This window comes from Paenibacillus sp. NAIST15-1 (assembly GCF_001894745.1).
Classification (GTDB): Bacteria; Bacillota; Bacilli; order Paenibacillales; family Paenibacillaceae; genus Paenibacillus_B; species Paenibacillus_B suaedae.
Window position 1 is genome coordinate 117,508 of record NZ_BBYF01000016.1, and the last position, 20,734, is coordinate 138,241.

20 protein-coding genes are annotated in these 20,734 nt (G+C 48.2%); 15 read left to right on the forward strand and 5 right to left on the reverse strand.

The window, feature by feature from the left end; all coding sequences use genetic code 11:
* The first annotated feature begins 18 nt into the window (after positions 1 to 18).
* The gene (locus PBN151_RS24390; protein ID WP_227775035.1) at positions 19 to 1,317 is read left to right on the forward strand and encodes an ABC transporter substrate-binding protein; all 1,299 of its coding nucleotides are present in this window, start codon (positions 19 to 21) and stop codon (positions 1,315 to 1,317) included.
* Between the two features lie 92 nt (positions 1,318 to 1,409).
* Here PBN151_RS24390 and PBN151_RS24395 read toward each other — a convergent pair whose 3' ends face one another.
* Positions 1,410 to 1,883, reverse strand: a complete 474-nt coding sequence (locus tag PBN151_RS24395) for a MarR family winged helix-turn-helix transcriptional regulator (protein ID WP_021256175.1) — start codon at positions 1,881 to 1,883, stop codon at positions 1,410 to 1,412.
* Positions 1,884 to 2,161: 278 nt separating this feature from the next.
* On the opposite strand from PBN151_RS24395, the gene PBN151_RS24400 reads away from it, so the two are divergent.
* The 3 genes from PBN151_RS24400 (at position 2,162) to PBN151_RS24410 (ending at position 4,715) form a co-directional block, all read left to right on the forward strand.
* Complete coding sequence (locus PBN151_RS24400) at positions 2,162 to 2,860, forward strand: ABC transporter ATP-binding protein (protein ID WP_021256174.1); 699 nt, start codon at positions 2,162 to 2,164, stop codon at positions 2,858 to 2,860.
* Entirely contained in the window at positions 2,860 to 4,188 is a 1,329-nt protein-coding gene (locus PBN151_RS24405; RefSeq protein WP_072731063.1) for an ABC transporter permease, read from the forward strand. The genes PBN151_RS24400 and PBN151_RS24405 overlap by 1 nt, the downstream gene beginning before the upstream one ends.
* A gap of 107 nt (positions 4,189 to 4,295) precedes the next feature.
* The gene (locus PBN151_RS24410; protein ID WP_021256172.1) at positions 4,296 to 4,715 is read left to right on the forward strand and encodes a hypothetical protein; all 420 of its coding nucleotides are present in this window, start codon (positions 4,296 to 4,298) and stop codon (positions 4,713 to 4,715) included.
* A gap of 45 nt (positions 4,716 to 4,760) precedes the next feature.
* Here PBN151_RS24410 and PBN151_RS24415 read toward each other — a convergent pair whose 3' ends face one another.
* On the reverse strand, positions 4,761 to 6,035 hold the full coding sequence (locus tag PBN151_RS24415; protein WP_072731064.1) for a BaiN/RdsA family NAD(P)/FAD-dependent oxidoreductase: 1,275 nt from the start codon (positions 6,033 to 6,035) through the stop codon (positions 4,761 to 4,763).
* Between the two features lie 186 nt (positions 6,036 to 6,221).
* Here PBN151_RS24415 and PBN151_RS24420 point away from each other — a divergent pair, with 186 nt between their 5' ends.
* The 5 genes from PBN151_RS24420 to nadE all read left to right on the forward strand — a co-directional run bounded on the left by PBN151_RS24420 (position 6,222) and on the right by nadE (position 10,514).
* On the forward strand, positions 6,222 to 8,012 hold the full coding sequence (locus PBN151_RS24420) for a two-component system sensor histidine kinase NtrB (protein ID WP_072731065.1): 1,791 nt from the start codon (positions 6,222 to 6,224) through the stop codon (positions 8,010 to 8,012).
* Between the two features lie 43 nt (positions 8,013 to 8,055).
* Entirely contained in the window at positions 8,056 to 8,817 is a 762-nt protein-coding gene (locus tag PBN151_RS24425) for a hypothetical protein (RefSeq protein ID WP_227775042.1), read from the forward strand.
* Positions 8,818 to 8,872: 55 nt separating this feature from the next.
* The gene (locus tag PBN151_RS31665; protein WP_005543361.1) at positions 8,873 to 8,983 is read left to right on the forward strand and encodes a hypothetical protein; all 111 of its coding nucleotides are present in this window, start codon (positions 8,873 to 8,875) and stop codon (positions 8,981 to 8,983) included.
* A 199-nt stretch (positions 8,984 to 9,182) separates the two neighbouring features.
* Positions 9,183 to 9,617, forward strand: coding sequence for a BrxA/BrxB family bacilliredoxin (locus PBN151_RS24430; RefSeq protein ID WP_021256168.1), 435 nt, complete (start codon positions 9,183 to 9,185; stop codon positions 9,615 to 9,617).
* A gap of 87 nt (positions 9,618 to 9,704) precedes the next feature.
* Positions 9,705 to 10,514, forward strand: coding sequence for an ammonia-dependent NAD(+) synthetase (gene nadE, locus PBN151_RS24435; RefSeq protein ID WP_072731067.1), 810 nt, complete (start codon positions 9,705 to 9,707; stop codon positions 10,512 to 10,514).
* A gap of 149 nt (positions 10,515 to 10,663) precedes the next feature.
* Here nadE and PBN151_RS24440 read toward each other — a convergent pair whose 3' ends face one another.
* The gene (locus tag PBN151_RS24440; RefSeq protein ID WP_072731068.1) at positions 10,664 to 11,086 is read right to left on the reverse strand and encodes a hypothetical protein; all 423 of its coding nucleotides are present in this window, start codon (positions 11,084 to 11,086) and stop codon (positions 10,664 to 10,666) included.
* Positions 11,087 to 11,350: 264 nt separating this feature from the next.
* Between PBN151_RS24440 and PBN151_RS24445 the strand changes: the two genes are divergently transcribed.
* A complete protein-coding gene (locus PBN151_RS24445; RefSeq protein ID WP_072731069.1) occupies positions 11,351 to 13,621 on the forward strand; it encodes a metallophosphoesterase in 2,271 nt (756 codons plus the stop codon).
* Positions 13,622 to 13,849: 228 nt separating this feature from the next.
* Here PBN151_RS24445 and PBN151_RS24450 read toward each other — a convergent pair whose 3' ends face one another.
* On the reverse strand, positions 13,850 to 15,217 hold the full coding sequence (locus PBN151_RS24450; protein ID WP_072731070.1) for a Na+/H+ antiporter NhaC family protein: 1,368 nt from the start codon (positions 15,215 to 15,217) through the stop codon (positions 13,850 to 13,852).
* 116 nt (positions 15,218 to 15,333) lie between these two features.
* A complete protein-coding gene (locus PBN151_RS24455) occupies positions 15,334 to 16,218 on the reverse strand; it encodes an alpha/beta hydrolase family protein (RefSeq protein WP_072731071.1) in 885 nt (294 codons plus the stop codon).
* A 195-nt stretch (positions 16,219 to 16,413) separates the two neighbouring features.
* Between PBN151_RS24455 and PBN151_RS24460 the strand changes: the two genes are divergently transcribed.
* The 5 genes from PBN151_RS24460 (at position 16,414) to PBN151_RS24480 (ending at position 20,655) form a co-directional block, all read left to right on the forward strand.
* A complete protein-coding gene (locus PBN151_RS24460) occupies positions 16,414 to 16,800 on the forward strand; it encodes a GntR family transcriptional regulator (RefSeq protein WP_021256162.1) in 387 nt (128 codons plus the stop codon).
* Positions 16,797 to 17,678, forward strand: a complete 882-nt coding sequence (locus PBN151_RS24465) for an ABC transporter ATP-binding protein (RefSeq protein ID WP_072731072.1) — start codon at positions 16,797 to 16,799, stop codon at positions 17,676 to 17,678. Before PBN151_RS24460 ends, PBN151_RS24465 begins: the two co-directional genes overlap by 4 nt.
* Positions 17,665 to 18,681, forward strand: coding sequence for an acetoin ABC transporter permease (locus PBN151_RS24470; protein WP_227775038.1), 1,017 nt, complete (start codon positions 17,665 to 17,667; stop codon positions 18,679 to 18,681). Before PBN151_RS24465 ends, PBN151_RS24470 begins: the two co-directional genes overlap by 14 nt.
* Before the next feature lie 98 nt (positions 18,682 to 18,779).
* A complete protein-coding gene (locus PBN151_RS24475; protein ID WP_072731074.1) occupies positions 18,780 to 19,706 on the forward strand; it encodes an ABC transporter ATP-binding protein in 927 nt (308 codons plus the stop codon).
* Positions 19,699 to 20,655, forward strand: a complete 957-nt coding sequence (locus PBN151_RS24480; RefSeq protein WP_072731075.1) for an ABC transporter permease — start codon at positions 19,699 to 19,701, stop codon at positions 20,653 to 20,655. Before PBN151_RS24475 ends, PBN151_RS24480 begins: the two co-directional genes overlap by 8 nt.
* The last annotated feature ends 79 nt before the right edge of the window (positions 20,656 to 20,734 follow it).

Sequence of the window (20,734 nt, forward strand, 5' to 3'; positions counted from 1 at the left end):
AGATTAATTGTATTCGCAATGATGATCATCATGCTATTTTCTTCAACCGGATGTGATGAGACCACGATCCCACCGCAATTGCAGGACGATGAGCGAGTCGTAGAGTCTAAGCCGCCTTCCGCCATAACCGTGTGGTGCTTCGAACAACAGTATGTAGACTATGCCAAGAAATTCGAAATCGAGCATCCAGGCGTGAAGGTAAATGTAAAGCGTTTTTCTTATAAAGACCATGTTGATGCTTATTTGGATGCCTTGGAGCAGGGGGATGCCCCGGATGTTATGGAGGTTGGCCATGAATTTCTAGGGGAATTTACGGGGATACAAGGGTTGATGGACTTAAATGCCGCGCCTTTTCTCGCGAGCACGTTGAAGCCGGATATTTCTCCCGACTTATGGGATACTGGACTATCCTTTGACAATAAGCGTCTTATCGCTCTCCCAATTACAACTTCGCCGCTTGTCACCTTCTATCGCAAGGACATTATGGAGCGATACGGATTTCCGTCAGACCCGGAAGAATTGGCTGTCTACATGGAGGATCCGAACCGCTGGCTGGCAATGGCGGAGAAGCTGAAGGAGCATGGCATTTATTTAATTCAGTGGGATCGGGAACCCATGCAGTGGTTTGACTCCATGTTCCCGCTACTTAACAGCAAGCTGCAATTCAACCGGAATAATGCCATGATCGCGCAAGGCATGTTGTTGTCTCAGCGTGTTAATGTGCAGGGGCTGGATGCAAATGTCGGATTGTGGACGGATGCGGGGAATGAAGCGCTGCGGAGTGGGAAGCTGGCAATGGTGTATCTTGGTTCCTGGGGAGAGCTGCAATTGGAGGAGTGGGTGCCGCATATGAAGGGATTGTGGAGAGCTACTCGCTTGCCAATGAAGTTGTACGGTTACTCGACAGGCGCATCGCTTATTATGTCTGAACAGGCCCAGAACAAGGAGCTGGCATGGTCGTTCATGAAGAGCGTGTTCTTTGGGGTGACCGATGATGCAACGGTTGCGGCGTATATGCCTTCTCGCAAAGTATTACTGGATAAAGCGCGCAGAAGCGAGTTTCTTGGGGGACAGCAGTCAGATCAATTATATATGGAGCTGGCTTCGAAGATGAAGGAGTTCCGTCCAACCCCGCTTGATAAGCTGGCTGTCGAATGGTATCGCAGAACGAGGCAGAAGGGGATCGAGAATAACTCTCCGCCTGGTGTAATACTCAATCAGATTGAGAAGCTCATTGAGCAGCAATTGCAGCAGGAGAGGCGCGTGTTATTGCGATATTCGCGTGCGACATTCAGAACGTTGGACTTGATGTCATGAAGAGAAATAACAAGGGCGGAAGAACATGTTCTTCCGCTCTGTGCGTTGATTCAGCCCTATTGGAAATTTAAGCGTATTAACTAATGGATTTGCTAGGAGCCCTTTTTCGTGACAAGGCTTAACTTCTCTGCTTGGATCCCGAGCTTCTTGAGCAATTGAATAGCCTCTTTTTTCTCCTCGAGTGTCAGTCCGCTCATGGCACGCTTAAGGAGTAGAGAATGCTTGGGGAACAGTCCCTGCATTTCTTCACGGCCTTTATCAGTCAACTCGGCGAAGATCACGCGACGATCCGTCGCGCAAGGGTGGCGGCGCAGCATGCCGTTACGTTCGAGCTTATCAATGACATAGGTTACGTTTCCGCTCTGTAGAAGGAGCTTGGAACCGATTTGTTGAATGGGTTGAGGCCCTTTATGATAAAGCATTTCGAGTACGGAGAAGTCAGTCGGGTTATATCCTTCTATTTTGCATCCAGCAGCTGAGTGATCCGTTACGCTCTTGAATGCCTTAGAGAAGACACGGAATAAATGCAAGGCAGCTTCGGTCTCATGATCGATTCGTTCAGACATACGAATCCCCCTCATTTCTTGATTTACTCTTTTATCGTATATCGAAGGAGACAGGAGATTAAATGTCTTTTGTCACACTTGTGAAACAATGAACAAAAAAATTTTGAATTATTCAAATTTAGAAAGGGCAATTCGGTAACATTTGGCTGAACCTGGCATTCAGTACATTGAAACTGCCCAGCTCTGTGCAAGAATAGATACGATAGAGTAAACTAAAAGTTAGAAGAACGGTTAGGTACAGCAGCTTGGCTATGCCTAAGATGAAGGGGGAGATCCGCATGGTTGTTCTTGATGCAAGGATACAATCTGCAGGATATGAGAAAGGCGAGTCTAAAATACATAATATCGAGTTTCAAGTAGAAGCGGGTCAATTGGTAGGGCTAATCGGTCCGAACGGTGCTGGGAAGAGCACGACAATCAAGTCCGTGCTGGGCATTATGCGAGATGTTGCTGGCAGCGTTCGGATTGGGGATGGCAATGGAACTTATGCATACGTGCCTGAACAGCCTGTCCTCTATGACTCCATGACATTATGGGAGCATTTAGAACTCGCTGCATCTGCATATGATCTGCCGCAGGAACAGTTTGTCGAGCAGGCGAATTATCTGCTCACCGAATTTCAAATGACAGAGGTGAAGCACCATTTCCCAACGAGCTTCTCGAAGGGGATGCAGCAGAAGCTGATGCTTATCATTGCCTTCATGCTCAAGCCGTCATTATACATCGTGGATGAGCCCTTCATTGGCTTGGATCCACGAGCAACGCGGAAGTTCCTCCGTATGCTTGAGGAGGAACGCAAGCGGGGAGCGGGCGTTCTCATGAGTACGCATGTACTCGACACGGCTGAGCGCGTCTGCGACAGCTTCATCCTGCTTCATCAGGGAAGCGTGGTTGCAAGAGGGACGTTTGATGAAGTGCGGCAAATAAGCGGGTTGCCGGATGGAACCCTATTCGATTGTTTCGAGGTGTTGACCTAATGGGGAGCGAGGGACAGGTTCGTCCATTGTCGACGATGAAGGTAACATCCCCGCAAACACTTGCCTTCCGCCGCTTCCAGACGAATATGGTGTATCAATGGCGGGCACTTCGTATCGCATTGGATTGGACGGTATGGTTGTATATTGTCGTACCGCTATTGCTCCTAGGAGTTAAGTTCTATTGGGGATGGTGGGTGGAACCCTTGGATGCTGCATGGTTGAAGCTGCCTATAGCGATCTGGCTGCTTCCCTTGCTGCTGCCTATCATAAGTGGATCACTTCGCACTTGGGTGGAAGGCGGGGATATTCTCTTCCTTCGTCAGCAGCCCTATTGGTGGAAGCCGCTTGTTCGATTCGGGTTAATTCAATATGCACTGCGAGGAACGACTATAACGGCCGTCATACTGTTACTGCTTGCTCCATGGCTCATACGCGGGTATTCGTTGCATAGTACGGATTTACTCGCGATTGGATTTGCCATTAGCTCCTTATCCTACTTAGCAGGATTAGTACGGAACTATAATTTGGCTGCTTTCTCAGGTTGGGCACGTTGGATGATCCGCTTTGTCACAGGGGTGGCAGCTCTTGGCTTGTATGGAGTTATTCTTTACTTGCTCGGTATTCATGTGAGTTGGGTGCTCGTCTATGGCTCGATTATATTGGTCAGCTGCTTCCCCCTTATTCGCTGGCGAAACCATGTTCAGCATACATTTGAGCATGATGTTGAACGGGAGGGCGAGCTCAAGATGCAATTAACGGCGATGCTGCTGTCGCAGAGCGTGGATAGAGCACAACGGCGCAAACGGACACGCCCAATGTTGTTCCCGAAGTCGGGCTACTTCATGAAGACGAATGAGTCAGGCCGCCTTATTGGAGCTATTGCGGTCAAGTCATTGCTTCGAAGCAGCACCCATCGCAAGTTTTATTTGCAGCTCCTCTTTATTGGAATGAGTGCTTCTTATATCACTTCACTGCATGGTCTGTTCATTCTTATAGGGCCGGTGCTAAGCGGTATTCTCGGATACTGGCTGAGCACGTATTGGAAGGAATTCATCGATGGTGATGTGGCGTCCATGTTCAGCTTCCGCTCAGAGGGTTTGCAGCAGGCCTCGGCGCATATGGCGCGTGTCTTATGTGCAGGGCCAGGCGTGCTGTGGGGGTTGTCTGCAGGTATTGCTGCAACACCTATTATGATTCCGCTATATGTAGCGGGAGGTGGTCTGATGGCTGCCTTCATCGGCAATACAATCGTTACGCTGCGTGGGTGGAAGCAGAAGAAGCAAATGGAGGAGAGACAAGAACAGTCACATTTGTCCTCTACTGAATAAAGTATTCGGCAACTGCTCGTACAACCAATTGCAGGACAGATTGTGTGTATGTTCCTCCTGTCTGGCGGGTATATTAACGTAAGCTTATTCGAATAGGAGGAACGAGGATGCAAGATACGACTGCGATTCGGTTCCGATTCTCGGATCCTGCAGGTGCAAGATTGGCGTTCGATACGTTGGAGGAGCTAGGATATACGCCTGCTTACGACAGCGCTAGTGAGACAGAACTGCATATCCATGTAGACAAGCGAGATTTGACCTCTGCGCTTGAGATCGCAGAGGCGCACGGCGGCCAGCTTCTAGAAGAAGCGAGTATGACGGAGATGTCCGTTATGGATCAAGCCTATGGAATGAATTATATCCCTATCCCGGCCCATATGGTCAATGAGGATTGGGCAGATGATGACCGCTATGCGTCTGCTAGGCACAATCCGAGTCATGATGACTTGTCGCATCGTGATGAAGAAGCATACGGGATGTTTGATGATGAGACGACGAATCACTTCCCTGGCGGCATCCATATCTAATGATAGAAGACAAACAGCCTGCTCTGTGAGCAGGCTGTTTGCTTGTTATGCTTGATGTAGGGTCTGCTGAGCAGCATGCATCCCTGCCGTATAGCCAGTTGCAAAGGCAGCTGTAATGTTATAGCCGCCCGTATAACCATGAACATCCAATATTTCTCCGCAGAAATAGAGTCCACGCGCCTTTTTGGAATGCATCGTCTTCGGATCGATTTCCTTAAGATTCACACCGCCGCCTGTAACAAAGGCTTCCTCAAGCGATAACGTGCCGTTGACCTTCACAGGGAATGCCTTAATCAATTGGCACATCTCCTGCCATGGCTGCTTCGGAATATGGTCGTATGTGGTGCCTTCATCGATGCCAGACTGTTCAAGCAGAAGCGGGATTACTCGTTCAGGCAGCAGATGCTTCAGTACATTCTTAATAGCTTTCTTTGGTTCTTGGGCACAAATGCGAAGCGAATCTCGAACAAGCTCATCCAGTGACAGATCAGGCTTCATATCGATGGTGACCTGTACGGTCTGAAGGCCGGAACGCTTCAATTCCTTCACGACGAATTGGCTGCAGCGAAGTGCAGCAGGGCCGGACAGGCCAAAGTGGGTAAAGAGCAGGTCGCCTTGATGCTCAATGATCTTCTTCCCCTTGCTGTTCCATACCGCGATCCGAATATCGCGCAAGGACAATCCTTGAAGCAGCTTCTCACGAATAAAGTACGTATTCGAGGTTAGAGGCACTTCCGTCGGATACAGATCCGTAATGGAATGTCCGGCAGCCTCTGCCCAAGCATAGCCGTCTCCTGTTGAGCCCGTATGAGGAACAGACTTCCCGCCGGTAGCCAGTATGACCGCTGGGGCATACAATGCGGATCCATCTTTGAAGCGCACACCTTGGACGGAACCATCCTCGTACAGCAGATGTGCGACAGGCTGATTGACACGAATCGCTACTCCTAATCGGCGTACTTCTCCCAGAAGTGACTCAACGACCGTCTTCGCCTTGTCTGATACGGGGAACATACGGCCATTGTCCTCTTCCTTCAATGCAATACCGAGATTCTCGAAGAACTCGATTATATCCTGATTGTTAAAATGATTGAACGCGCTGTGCAGAAATCTCCCATTGCCAGGGATATGCTGAATCAGCTCGTCCAGTGGTTTATTGTTCGTTACATTGCAGCGTCCTCCGCCAGATATAGCAAGCTTGCGGCCAAGTCGGTCTCCCTTATCCACGAGAATTACCTTGGCTCCGTTGCGTGCAGCAGAGATGGATGCCATAAGTCCAGAGGGGCCGCCACCTACGACGATAACATCGGTTCGTTCCATTTTGTACTCCTTTGACAGGTCTTTGACAGGGTTAGGATACGCACTGCGCATCCGTTACTGATGCCTATTGTATCGTAAAAACTAAAACTTCGCTAAAACGTTCGGCGGTTCCATTGAAAAGCCCTCATTTTTATGCTTTAATCAAGCCAATCTTACCATTTTCTATCCTGACAAGAGGAGAACTGTATGTACGTAGCACTTAAGGAAGTCTTACTGCAAAGCCTTATTGCCTGCATACCAGCGATTGCCTATCAAGTCTGCTCCTTGAAGCCAGAGCGGGTGTCCCGCGCCCCTCTCGTCATAGGATTGTCTTCTGCTTTTTCTATGCTGTTATGCATCGTATTTTCCTTCTATACAGAAATGCCCCAGCCTTTTGATTTTCGATTTTTGCCATTTATGATCGGAGTAATGTATGGTGGATATCGGGTTGGGTTCCTCATGATTGGATTATATTTAGGTATGCTTGGTTTTTTCTATCACGATGGGCATCCCCAGAAGCTGTGGAGTGATGCACTCCTTTATATGATCCCGCTATTGTTTGCTTTTATTAATTCTTTCCGTCATTCCGGATTCCGCCAGCGTGTCGCTATTATTTTGTCCTTCTCCTTCGCGGGTATTGTTCTCTATTCCTTGGTTTATGGAGTGCTGCTGTGGAGGCATGAACGAGTTATTGATGGCAGTATGCTTCTATCGATGCTCATGCTAGGAGCAGCCTTTTTCTTAACCGCTTACTTAGCTGTGTACTATATGGAGGAGACGAGGGAGAAGCTATTCCTTGTACAAGGATATGAAATCGTCTCTACGAAATATCGTGAAGAAGCAGAGAAGCTGAATCTATTAATAGACACGACACCGCTCGGTGTCATTGCGGTTGATGCACAGACCAATATAACCGCTTTAAATGATATGATGCTGCGCAGTATGCAGAATGCAGCACCTCATGTGACAAAGGGAGACATTCTCGGCCGTCCTTTTCGCTGCCTGTTGACACAGGTGGGGGATATTCCAATTTTGTACGACGGCATGTATCGTGCACTCGCGGGAGAGAAGATGGAAGGCGTAGTAGTGAAATTGGACGAACGAGAGTACGTCGTTAGTACAAGTGCGATTCGAAGCGAGACTACTGGAGCGATAACAGGGGCTGTCGGCATGCTGCATGATATTACGGAGCTGTCGAAGCTGCGTGCAGAGCTGGGCAAGATGGATCGCTTAAGCTTAGTCGGGCAGATGGCGGCAAGCATCACGCACGAAATTCGTAATCCAATGGCGGTTATTCGTGGGTTCATACAGCTGCTCCAAGAAAAGAGTCCCACGCATTTGAAGGAATACTATCGAATCGTAATGGAAGAGATCGATAGAGCAAACAGCATCATTAACGACTTTCTCGCTTTAGCGCAAAATCGTATTATTGAGAAAGAACAGGTTCACCTTCATGACATTATTCATCAGTTATCACCGTTGCTTTGGGCTGATGCAAATATGAGAGGTCAAGAGATTGCGTTGAAGCTTGCAGAAAATGTGCCGATTTTCCCTGTCAATGTGAAGGAGATGAAGCAGCTTATTCTGAATCTGTCGCGCAACGCCATGGAGGCGATGGAAGCGATGGACACAGAGGCCGTGCTTACGCTCGAAACAAGATTTGTTGGAGGACAAGTGCAGCTGCGTATTCAAGATACAGGGTCTGGTATTCCCGCCGACATTGTGGAGCGGCTATTTGAGCCATTTTACACAACGAAATCAAAGGGGACGGGCCTTGGCTTGCCATTGTGCTTGAGTATTGTCGAACAGCATGATGGAACGATAGAGGTGCATACGGGGGAAGATGGAACGGTGTTTGAGGCAGCCTTTCGCCTAGAACAGACGAGCCAATCTCCGGTTCATGTCCCGACAGCTGCATGGGACTCTTCACTTGCACAGCATCCAGTACAACTAGGGAATATGCAGCCGGATAAGGAGGAAGCATTGAACCAAGTCTAGTCTTTCGCTAATATGAAGCTTGGAGGTGGATAGGGTGAGCGTCATGCAGCTTGGCAATTTTACAATTCATTGGGGACTGCTCGTTAGCCTGCTCTCCTTGCTTCTAGCAGCTGGGGCGGTGGCGCTCCGGGCACGCGCGGAAAATGGAATCTCGCGCCGTTATGGAGATTGGGCAATGACGGTTATTCTACTCGTCATACTCAATGAGAAGTTCGGATTTCTATGGGACACGCCCTCAATCCTGTGGCGGCAGCCGCGTTCGCTGCTGTACATGACAGGAACTTCCACAGAGGGGAACATCCTGCTTGTGCTTGGCATTATTGTATGGACGACCTTATACATACGCAAGCATCAATTGTCTTATCCCGTGCTCCTTGATCTATTGTCGCATAGTATGTTGACGTTCGTAACGGCATATGGATGGCTCTATACGCTTAATGGTGGACAGGCCCCTGGATTTACACCGCTGCTTCAGATTAGCGGATTCCAGGTGTCGGGGATACCGCCTGCTGAGACGCTAGGTTGCATCGTTCTCCTTGCCTTGCTCTGGTCTCGTCAGAGAAGGCTCGGATCGCTTGTTGACGCACAGATCGCCTTTGTTGTATGCGGTGTGGTCGGCATGCTTGGCAGTTATGCATATGGCGATGGTTCTACATGGATGTACTTAACAGTGGAGCAGTGGATCTACAGTGTAATGCTAGCGGTAGGTTATATGGTAACCCGCAGTAGAGAGCGGGGAGTGGCGCATAAGAATACGCAGGCCGAGGCTGCCATGCCTGTAGAGCCTCCTGCATCACAAGGATAGGTCAGTTGCTGCCTGAGCATAATAGAACCGACTTTGTGAAAAGGAGGCCTATGCGATGAGCCAAGATTCAAAGGAACAGCGCAAGCAAGACAAGCAAAACAGCGCTGCAAATGATACCTGCGGAGTCGATAAGAAGTTGAATGGCCCGAATCGCCCTTCTACGTAGGAGGATGCGATCCTCGGTCATGGAGCTTCCTCAGTAATGAGGGCCTAACTGGTAGAAGTCAGCGAGCCGGAACCGTTATCGGTTTCGGCTTTCCCTTGCTTTACTTCACTACAAATGGTTACAATAGTAGCGACAGTGTCCGATGGTACTCATCCATCACTGACAACGGAATTATTTATAGAGTAGGAGTGAAGTACGGATGTCCATGTCTTTTGAGCAATATATGCGTGATATGGTTCAACCTATGCGTGACGAGTTAACTTCCATCGGCTGCGTTGAATTGAGAACACCAGAGGAAGTGGAAGAGAAACTGGCTACAGCGAAGGGAACAGCACTTGTTGTTGTCAATTCAGTATGCGGTTGTGCCGCTGGACTGTGCCGTCCAGGCGTACGCAAGTCATTAGAGAATGATGCTACACCTGACCACTTGTTCACCGTATTTGCTGGGCAAGATAAGGAAGCAACGGCGAAGGCTCGCGAATACTTCGCGCCATATCCGCCTTCTTCTCCATCGATCGCTTTGATGAAGGATGGCGAGCTGGTGCATTTCATCGAGCGTCATCAAGTAGAGAATCGTTCAGCAGAGGAGATTGCTGCTGATCTGACGGCTGCATACGATAAGTTCTGCCGCTAAGTTAACTATGCCCCGCATCTTGTGATGCGGGGATTTTCTATAGAATTGTAGGCCAAGCACGGATGCTTGTAGGAAGGGGACGAAATAATGAGTTTACAGCAAGAGATTATCAAGCGCTTCAACGTGCAGACACAGATCGATCCAGATGCTGAGGTGCGCAAGCGGGTCGACTTCTTGAAGCAGTATGTGTTGAATACAGGAACGAAGGGGCTTCTGATCGCGATTAGCGGCGGGATTGACAGTGCGGTTGCGACGGGATTATGCAAGCAGGCGACGGATGAATTGACTGCGGAGACAGGCAAGGAGTATATGACGCTTGGCGTGTTCCAGCCTTATGGTACTCAGGCAGATATTTCTGACAGCTATGCAACCGCGCAAGCATTCAATCTGAAGCATACGGTAGAAACGAATATTGCTAAAGCGGTTGATGAAGCCGCCCAAGAGGTAGAAGCGGCGCTTAAGCAGCTGCCGGAAGCACGATCCTTGAGTGTTCCAAATAAGGGAAACATGAAGGCTCGTACTCGGATGGTTGTGCAATACGCGCTTGCCTTTGATCTGAATTTGCTAGTTGTAGGTACTGATCACGCTTCTGAGGCGTTGACTGGCTTCTATACGAAGTGGGGAGACGGAGCAGTGGACATTACGCCATTGTCTTCTCTGAATAAGCGTCAAGTGCGCCAACTCGCGAAGCATATTGGTGTCCCTGCTAGCGTCATTGATAAGGCACCAACAGCAGGCCTGTGGGAAGGCCAAACCGATGAGAAGGAGCTTGGCATTTCGTACGAGCATAATAGCGACTATCTCGAAGGTAAGAACATACCGGGTGACGTGCGCGAGAAGATCGAGCGCCAATATCAGAAGACGGAACATAAGCGTTCCCCGATTCCCGGCATTTAACAGAACGAAATAACAGGTACGCCGCTGAAAAGCAGTTACCTATGACAGAAGGCAAGCATCGACTGGATGCTTGCCTTTTTGTATACATTGGACGCTTTCCGAACTACTCGGTATCATGCATGCCTACTTTATTGCGCCTTCACTTCCGGTTATACCGCACGAGGATGTGCATCATGGGATACGCCCTGCCAGAATATTTCTTTTAATCGAGGGCGTGCGGCCTGCGGCTGTACTGCGCACTGTTCCTCAAACAGGCTGCCTAGTTTCAGGCAAGCTGTAGACAATGCAGATTCAGAGCCAGCGGCAACGAGCAACCCGCGGGATTCTAAATAGGCGATGACAACTTCATCTTCCTGAAGCTTGCGTTTCAAACGGAATGGAGATTCTGGATGATTAAGCTGCTGTTCTGTATATATGAAAATCGAATGTTCAGGATAAAGCGTATGCTCGATGAATGGGAGATGACATGTGATGACTTCTTGCTGAGTAAGTGACGCTAGGAGATGCTGGAGTGTAGAAATAGAGTGTTTGACATTGGCATTCGTGCGTAAGTCCGAATATAGAGTCGTCATAGGTATCCTCCTTTGCTGACTGTGTCTGCGTACAGCGTGAGTACGCTGCTGCGCTGAAGCATGTTATTCTGAGAATTACCCGTATTCTATCAGATTGAACCGAAAAAACAAGTGAACGGACTGTGACGGCTAATGCAATCTAGTGAAGAATTCAGTAGCCCGTTTATTCCATAATATGTATAATATAAGTGGCTAGTTTTGTATTTTTCTGTTATCTATTCAATATCAAGGAACTCAATTCATTGAATGGGAAGAGGCGATGGAATGGCAAAGCAGCGTATTAAATTGGCGAATGGTTATCGCGTGTTGTCGGTATGGCTAGCGGTTATTATGCTGGCAGTCTCCAGCATGGGCTCTGCTCGTGCGGAGGAAGAACTGAACGTGTCCGCCAGTGCAGAGATTGTGGCTAAATGGGAATTTGTAAACCTAAAGAACGATCCAGGCATCTTCTATGCTGCGTCCGGTTTATCCAAAGATTCTGCTACGCTTATCCAAGAGGTCGGTGGGAGTTCCAGAACAGGATTTACATTCGATGAGAGCGAAAAGAGTATCCGTTATCAAGGTTGGGACAAGGGCAAAGGCAAGAAAGCTTGGCTAGCCTCCTTGTCGACGAAGGGACTGGAGCAAATTACAGTATCTTCGCAGCAGAAGTCCTCCAGTACTGGGCCTAGAGACTTCAAGCTCCAAATTAGCACGGATCTGTCCAAGTGGACGGACGTTGAAAAAGGCACACTTGTGCTAGGCACGGAATACAGTTCTGCCAGCTCGTTAAACGGTATTGCGCTGCCAAGCGGTGCAGCCGATCGGGAGCGATTATATATTCGTTGGGTCGTAAACTCTGATTCAAAAGTGTCAGGCAGCGGCTCGATAAGCGATACCGGCTCAAGTCGAATCAAGGATATCGTTGTTCATGGCGTACCCAAAACGAACAGCTCACTCAAGGTGCCGCAGTTATTAAACATGACCTTCAATGGAGGTGCCAAGACAAGCCTGGCGTTTGCTTGGTATACGCCGAAGGAGGTATCTGGCACGAAGCTGCAGGTGGTGGAAGCCTCCGAAATGGGGAACGGCGCATTTCCGGAAGCTAAGGCGATTACATATATGGGAAGTTCCGACATTATCGAGACATTCATGGTAAAAGGCGATCGATCCTCCAAGAAAAAAACGAAATTTGCAAGCCATAAGGTCACGGCTGATAATCTCAAGCCGGGGACGTCATATCGGTATCGGGCAGGAAATGGGGATGCGGATGGATGGGGAGCTATCGGCTCATTTACTACGGATCAAGCAGACAATCGAGATTTTCATTTTATCGTAGGATCGGATTCGCAAGCCTCCAGCAAGTCCACATTCGAACTCTGGCAGGATACGTTCCGCAGAGCGATCGAGCATATCGGGGATCCGAAGTTCTTTATATTAACCGGGGATTTGGTCGACAATGGTGATTTGGAATCACAGTGGCAGTGGTTTCTGGGCCTCCCTCAGCAGGAACTTGCCCGAGTGCCGCTCGTGCCCGTGCTTGGCGGCCATGAGGTGAAAGATTACGATGGAGACGAAACTACGGAGAACAATAATTTCTACAACCATTTTAACTTGCCGAAGGATGTAGTGAAAGGTACTCACGACGGTTCCGTGTATGCGTTCGAATATGGGGACGCGCTCTTCATGCAATTCAATTCCCAGTTTGAGGGCGGATTGAATAAAAAAGGAGAACTAGAGTGGGTGGATCCCGAATTCAACGCTCAATTGGACTGGATGAGAAATCAGGTTGCGAAGACTGATAAGAAATGGAAGTTCGTGTCGCTCCACAAAGGCCCTTACTCGGCAGGAGACAATGCGGGACAGTGGGAAGATGGCCGAATCCAGTTCTACAAAAAATACTTGGTACCCGTATTCGATGAGTTGGGAATTGATATTGTGTTCGAAGCCCATGACCATATGTATATGAGATCCTACCAAATGCTCAATGATAAGCCGATCAAAAACGTGGTGAAGGATAAAGAGGGAAATGTAGTCGATCCGAAAGGCTCCGTCTACCTCATGACAAACTCAGTAGGCGGGAAATTTTACGAAAAACATCCGGGGTATGACGATTATTTTGCAGTCATTGACGCACAGCCGTTCAAAAAGATGTTCACTGATGTTTCGATATCGAACGATGTTTTGAAATTCACGTCCTATACGGCGGCAAAGAACGAAGGGATTAAGAAATACGACGAGTACAGCATTAAAAGAACGGACGGCAAGCCTGGCAAAGTGGAGCAAGCCAACCTGAAGTTCGAGAGCAGAGATGCGATTCTGTCGTGGAGCCGTCCTGCCGTTGGAACGGAGCCTGTTAGAGGTTTCCGATTATATGAGCAAGATGATAAGGTGGGGAAAAATTGGAGTCTGTATGTCCCAGCCCTTCCAAGTCAATCCGAATATAGTTATGTGCTTAAGAACATGGATTCTAAGCAGAGCTATCGCTTCGTAATTAAGGCGGTAGGAGCAAGAAATAATTCGGATCCCGTTCAGGTTGCTCTTGGCAAGCAGTAAGCTTGGTGAATTGCCGACATCGGGAAGCTTCGGAATTACAGCTTGAAAAACAAGAAGAGTGCGCATCAGCAGTAGTCTGGCTGCGTCACATATTCGATATAATACTGTATAGAACCAAATAAAGCAGAAATAAATAAACCGGTTCCTACTGCATAGTAGAACCGGTTTATTTATGTTGTTATCGCTTTTAGATGATTCACTTCGCATGATCTTAAATTGGAGTCTCGGTTATAATCCTTGCACCGTTGGAGCAGGTGCCGGTTTCAGCTTGCGTGTTCGTCTGTGGCCAATTACCCATGATACGAGCAGTGTCCAGATTGGAATAACCCAGAGGAAGACTGCGAATGGTGCATATTGATGAACGGGAATACCCAATATTGTGCCGCACAGTACCGCAAGCAGGTTCCAAGGAATAATAGCGGCAAAGACGAGCGCGCTGTCCGCAATCACCCTTGCAAGCTGTTCTTTCGGGAAACGCTCCGACCACAGCGGCATCACGCTCCGGCCTGCCATCATAATTGGCAGTGTCTGCGTACAGGATACAAGGGTTAATGATAATCCGAATAAACCGACACGGACGGTTGCTCCTGGCAGTGCGCTGTTGCGCCCAATAAAGGCAGCGATATACGGCTCCAGCGAACGAGTAGCCTCCAATATGCCATTAAAAGCACCCGCGATCATAATAAATAGGACAAGCTCAATCATATGCAGTACTCCCTTCGTATGAAGGGAAGGGAGCTCGGCATTTTCATATCCGAACAAGAAACCATTCACCCATTCGACTGGCGTCGCTCCTTGCAGCCATGTACCGATCACGAGCGCAACAATAATGGACATGGTAAAGGCGATGCGAGCCTGTAGTCGGAATACGATTGCGATAATCAAGACAGCAGCAGGAGCGAACAGCCAAGGACTGAAGGTGAAGTGGCTATCGAATGATTCCATGCGCAGTGCTTGTTCCGGTACAGTCCACCTCCCCTGTGTATCGAACCACATGAAGAATGCGGTCGCTGAAGCCAGTGCCAGCAGCGTGGTAGGCACGAGAGCTGGGTATTGGCGACCGACACTCGTCCCTGTAGAGTCCGCAACAAGACGATGCGTGCTGGAGAATGGCGATGTCCGGTCTCCGACAAATGCGCCGGAGACGAGTGCCCCTGCCATAAGCGGCAATGGAACGCCCGCAATCGCAGCTACCCCCATCATGGGAATGCCTACAGCGCTAAGTGTTCCAGTTGAAGTCCCGAGCAGCATGGAGAAGATCGTGGAGAACCAGAACGTGAGTGTTGTCATATAAGCAGGATCGATCCAAGACAACCCCTGTTCGATAAGATAAGGGATCGTTCCGCTTATGGTCCATGCGGGAATCATAAGTCCGACCATAATAAGTATCCAAGCTACCCCAAGTGTATGCTTGGCTCCATCCCTCATATAACGAAGCAGAGAAGTCCATGTATTGCCTTGGCGACGAGATAAGATGGTGAGAACGATGAAGCCGAGTGCAAACCCAATAAGAAGTGGAACATGAAGCAAGTAAGCTGCAGTTAGTCCTGCAATGGTAGTCATAATGACCGTAATCAGCTGTTGTTTCGATAACATGGCAATTAGGCAACTCCTGTCTTATACTCTAATGCTGCATCTATCATGCAAGCAATAATCATCACGATGGTTCAAGCAGATTACGTTCAGGTTGTACTGTCGTTCTTCGCTGGCAGTCAATGTGGGTGGTGATGAAGCCAGTCCGAGGTAGCCTCGATTGCAGCTTCAAGTGCTGGGGTCGTGCCTTGGAAGGGATGAACCGTATTAAAGGTGTGTCCGGCATTATCAATGGTTATCCATTTCGCTGCAGGATAGTTATCAATTAGCTGTGCCGATCCCTCGCGGAATCCAGGCAAATCATCGGAGCCTTGAACGAGAAGCAGGGGGAAATGAGCCTTCTCCATACGTTCAATCAATGCATATCTCTCCACATTAGCCTCCAAATCCTCCAGCATAACTCGATCTAATGGCAATGCCTCTTTGGTGCGGGCATTAATAACGGCAGAACGCCCGGATTGCCTCATCTCCTCCTTCTGTTGTTCCGTGAACAAATCCATATTCGTAACACCATTCCACGAAATTACGCCATTTACCGCATCCGGGTGGTCGAGTGCATAGAGCAGACTGCTTGCGCCTCCACGGCTATGTCCTAGCAAGTAAATGGGTGTCTTCGGCAATACATCATATTCGATTCTTTCAGAAATTATCCACTGGCCAAATTTATCTGAACGTACCCAGTGGAAGAGACGATCTATATCTTCCTGCTCTCGCTGATAGGTGTTAACGGCAAATCGATCAGGTTCATCGAAGCGATCGAGCGAAGGGCCGACACCGTTATATGTGAAGTTGAAGGTTAGGGTCAGGAGTCCGCTGCGTTCAGCTAGCTGTTCACCGACATAAGGGAACATGCCCCAATCCTTGAATCCCTTGTAGCCGTGGGCTACAAGAAGCACACCTGTCTTTGGCTTTTCCTTTGAATTGAAGGTGCTGCCAGGGGTGAAGGCATCGCCTCGCAAAATGCGTTCTTGCCCTTCCCATGTGAGCGTAAATGAATGTCTCATTAATCCGACCCCCTTGGTCTGATAATATCCAGCCATATTGTAACACAGAATAAGAAAAATGGTGCATGGTACTCCAATAAATGTATTGACATATTTAGGTCGACGAGTGTACTATGTGTACTAGTTGAAATAGTACACTTGTAAGCGAATCTATTTGAAGCTGCTACGTGATTGCAAATGTGAAAGGAGGCTGCCATGTTTCGATTACATGAACAGAGCGCTATGCCGATTTATGAGCAAATCGTCGAACAGATGAAGGCTCTAGTTGCGCAGGGAGCGCTGCAAAGCGGAGACAAGGTGCCGTCCGTAAGGGAGTTGTCGACAATGCTGTTAGTAAATCCAAATACAGTGAGCAAGTCTTATCAGGAATTAGAACGCCAAGGAGTAATTGTGACGGTTCGAGGCAAAGGAACATTCATTGCGGATACACCTGTCCCTCGCATGGCGAATGAACGAATGACGAAGCTGAAGGATGAATTGAACCGCATCGCCGTTGAAGCGAAACATCTGGGGCTGGAGCGGAAGGAATTTATAGAGATGGTGGAGCAAGCTTCGGAGGAATGGTGGAGGGATGAATCATGATGCGAGTGACGGATGTCCATAAAGCAATAGATGGGAAACCGATACTTCGCGGAGTAAGCTTTACGATCGAACCAGGGAAAATCATTGGACTCGTAGGACGGAATGGAGAGGGTAAGACCACCTTACTACGGACGTTGGTTGGGGTATACGACCCAGATCAGGGCAGTGTATCGTATGACAGCAAGGATATTCACACGCACACACATGCGGTATGCAAGCAGGATGTTGTATTCGTACCCGATGCTCCAACTGCGCTAGAAATGTACACGATTCGGGAATGTGCTGCGTGGTACGGAATGATCTATCCCAAATTCGATTTGTTCTTCTTTACGTCGGCGATGGAGCGGTTCAAGCTGCCGATGCACAAGCGAGTTCGCACCTTGTCCAAAGGGATGAAGATGCTGTTCAGTACGGCGCTTGGTCTTGCAACGAAGGCTGGGTTGATCCTATTCGACGAACCGACGAATGGCGTCGATGCCGTTGCTAAGAAACAGCTCCTCAGCTTAATTGTCGACTCGCTCCATGAGAACAACTCCATTGTCATCTCGTCACATATGCTCAGTGAGCTTGATCGGATTGCCGATTCTGTGGTTCTGCTGCGAGATGGGAGAACGGATGATATATGGGAACTGGAGCTTTTGCGCGAGCAGATGAAGAAGCTGCAGGTTGTATTTAACGGGGATAAATCTCCGATGTGGCTGCATCGGGAAGATGTGTTCGTTCTACAACAGGTCGGCCGTGTATATACGGTTATCCTAGAGTCGAATGAAGCAATGACAGAATTGCAAGAGCTGAAGCCGCTGCTCGTCGATGAGCTCCCATTGACACTAGAGGATTGGTTTATCGGGAAGGCGGGAGGTAACGATGATGAAGCATAAGCTGTTCGTAAAGGCGCTCTGGTGGAAGGAGTATCGTCAGACACGCGTACTGCTGTGGCTCATGCTGCTGGCGAGTTTTTTTCCTATCGTTTATACGCATATGTGGAAGTTGTGGTGGGCTTCTAAGTCGATGAGGGATACATTTGTTAAGAATGTTACCTATGTATATCAAGATGGCCGTGCAGGCGATAATCTGTATAACGATTATGGCGGTGGTTTGATTTTTATCATCCTTGGTAGTTTTATATTGTCTATTTGGCTATTAGGTCAGGAACGGCGAAATCAGGTGAATGAGCATATGTTTGCCCTGCCTTATCCAAGATGGATATTGTATTTGACCAAATGGATGATTGGTATTGTGTACATTGTGAGCACAATTGTTATTACACTAGGATTAGATTTCGTGGTGCTCGCATCCTCGCATGTAAGTGAATATGTCTCTATAGGGGAGATAGTTGTACGAGGACTCCATATGATTTTTGTAGCAGTATCCATATACACGCTTACCTTGTTCCTAGGATCCTTTACAGGAACATGGTCAATGCAGGCGTTGTTGTTTCTGCTTTGCATGACTCTATTTGATTTTCTGCGGTTTGTAATAGGAAAATTCGTTCATATATTCATGATTCCTGTGTCAGAATCCGCTCAATCTGTAATTGATATTGGCGTATGGGACAGATTTAATGTAGGGAATTGGGTCACGCATGAAGGGCCTGGATATTCGTATGGGTTTATAAGTATCGTTTCGATATTGTTATTACTCGCTGGCATGTGGCTGTACTCCCGCAATCGTACGGAGAATAACGGCAAACAGTTTGTATTCCCTGCTATAGAAAAGGCTTATATTGTGTTAGGTGTCATATTTGCAGCGCTGTACGGGGGAACTGTGGGTTATGACTTTTTTTCTCCGGGAAGGATTGGATATGTGTGCGGAGCAGGGGTTGGAGCTGTTCTTTGCTATCTGATTATTCGAACCTTGACAAATATGCGCCCGCGTCGATAGAAATATAGATTTTGCTGCTGGTTGAGAGAGTCGTCCATATTTAATGTTCAGGGGATGTAGGTTCAGAGGGTTATTTTCTGTTGGGAGGTTCGGATTTTATGAGTTCAGAAGCAGTCCTTCAGCTTCGCAATGTAACCAAACAAATTGGCAAGCGCACGATTGTGGATCAGATGTCATTTGATGTTCCGGCGGGAGAAGTATTTGGATTTCTGGGTCCCAATGGGGCGGGCAAGACGACAACGATTCGGATGATTGTGGGATTAATTTCGATGACATCTGGTGAGATCTACGTGAAAGGAATTCCTGTGCACAAGCAGTTCGAGCAGGCAATGACCCATATTGGTGCGATAGTTGAAAATCCAGAGATGTATAAGTTTTTGACAGGGTATCAAAATCTCGTATATTACGGACGAAGACATTCGGGCATAACGAAAGAGCGGATTGACGAGGTAGTGAAGCTCGTTGGGTTGGAAAATCGCATTCATGAGAAAGTAAAGCGCTATTCACTGGGTATGCGGCAGCGGCTTGGTGTCGCTCAAGCGCTGTTGCACAAGCCTTCCGTATTAATTCTCGATGAGCCAACGAATGGGCTGGATCCAGCGGGGATCCGTGAGCTGCGAGATTATTTGCGCAACTTGGCGCATCAAGAAGGCATCAGTGTCGTCGTATCCTCTCATTTATTGTCCGAGATGGAGCTGATGTGTGATCGAGTTGCGATCATCCAGACTGGCAAGCTGATCGATGTTCGCTCGATGAGGCAATTGAAGGAGAAAACGGATACGCAGCATATCGTGATTGATGTCGACAACCCGAGGGCAGCTTGGGAGATGTTATCTGCAATGATGCCCGATCTTGATATGCATGTTGATGAAGGCCAGCTTCATATTTCGGCAGGGCGCAAGCGGGTGCCTGACCTGACAAGGGCGCTCGTGCATGCAGACATCGATGTGTACGGCATTCAAGCGGCGAATCTGTCATTGGAAGATCAATTTTTGGAGCTGACAGGAGGGGAGCGTATTGTCTAGCTATTACAATCTCATTCAGAACGAGAATATGAAGATATATCGGCGCCCTCGTACATGGATTATGATCGGAATACTTATGGCTGTTATTGTGCTGCTGACCGGTATTATGGAAATTGACAAAGACCCACGCAAGGGTGAGGGATGGCAGCAATATGTTGTCCAATCCAATGAACATTTGAAGCAACAGCTTACAGACAACAGTGGAAAAATTGGGCCAAACGCGAAGCAGGAGTTAACGAAGCGGATCCAGCTCAATGAATACTACATGGAGCATAATCGTAATCCACATGCCTTGAACATATGGAGCATCGTGAATCTTTCTTCGAAGCTGATGCTGGTTGTTATTCTATTTACTGTTGTTATTGCAGCGGATATGTTCGCTGCCGAACATTCGTGGGGGACGATCAAGTTATTGCTCGTTGGGCCAGCCTCACGCACCCGCATATTACTGAGCAAGTATGCGGCTACCCTCCAATTTGCATTTGTTCTTACTGCAATCAATATTCTATTCTCCTTTTTGGTAGGAGGGGTTGTTGAGGGTTTTGGAGGTTTCTCACAGTCACTCATAGGTATCGGAGAAGACGGTACAATTGTAGAAAGTTCGAGGCTGCTTGCGCTGCTGAAGGATTATGGGTTCAGTATCATTGAGCTAGTTATGTTTGTGACATTGGCCTTTATGATATCGGCGGCATTCCGCAGCTCGTCTATGGCTATCGCATTTTCCCTGTGCTTTTTGCTCATTGGCGGAAATATGGCAGCGCTCTTCGCGCATTATAGCTGGGGGAAATATATACTGTTCGCCAATATCGACCTCCGTCCGTATTTCGAGGGAACACCACTCCGCCCGGATATGACGCTCGGCTTCTCGATTGCCGTGCTGATTGTTTACTTCCTTGCATTTCACGTTGTTTCTTGGCTTACCTTTACAAAGAGAGATGTAGCAGGATAATAGAGCTGGGCCGCCTACTTGGATAGGCGGCTTTTGTTTAGGCTTTAGCCAGTTGAGAGCGTGAAACGCGCGAAACAAA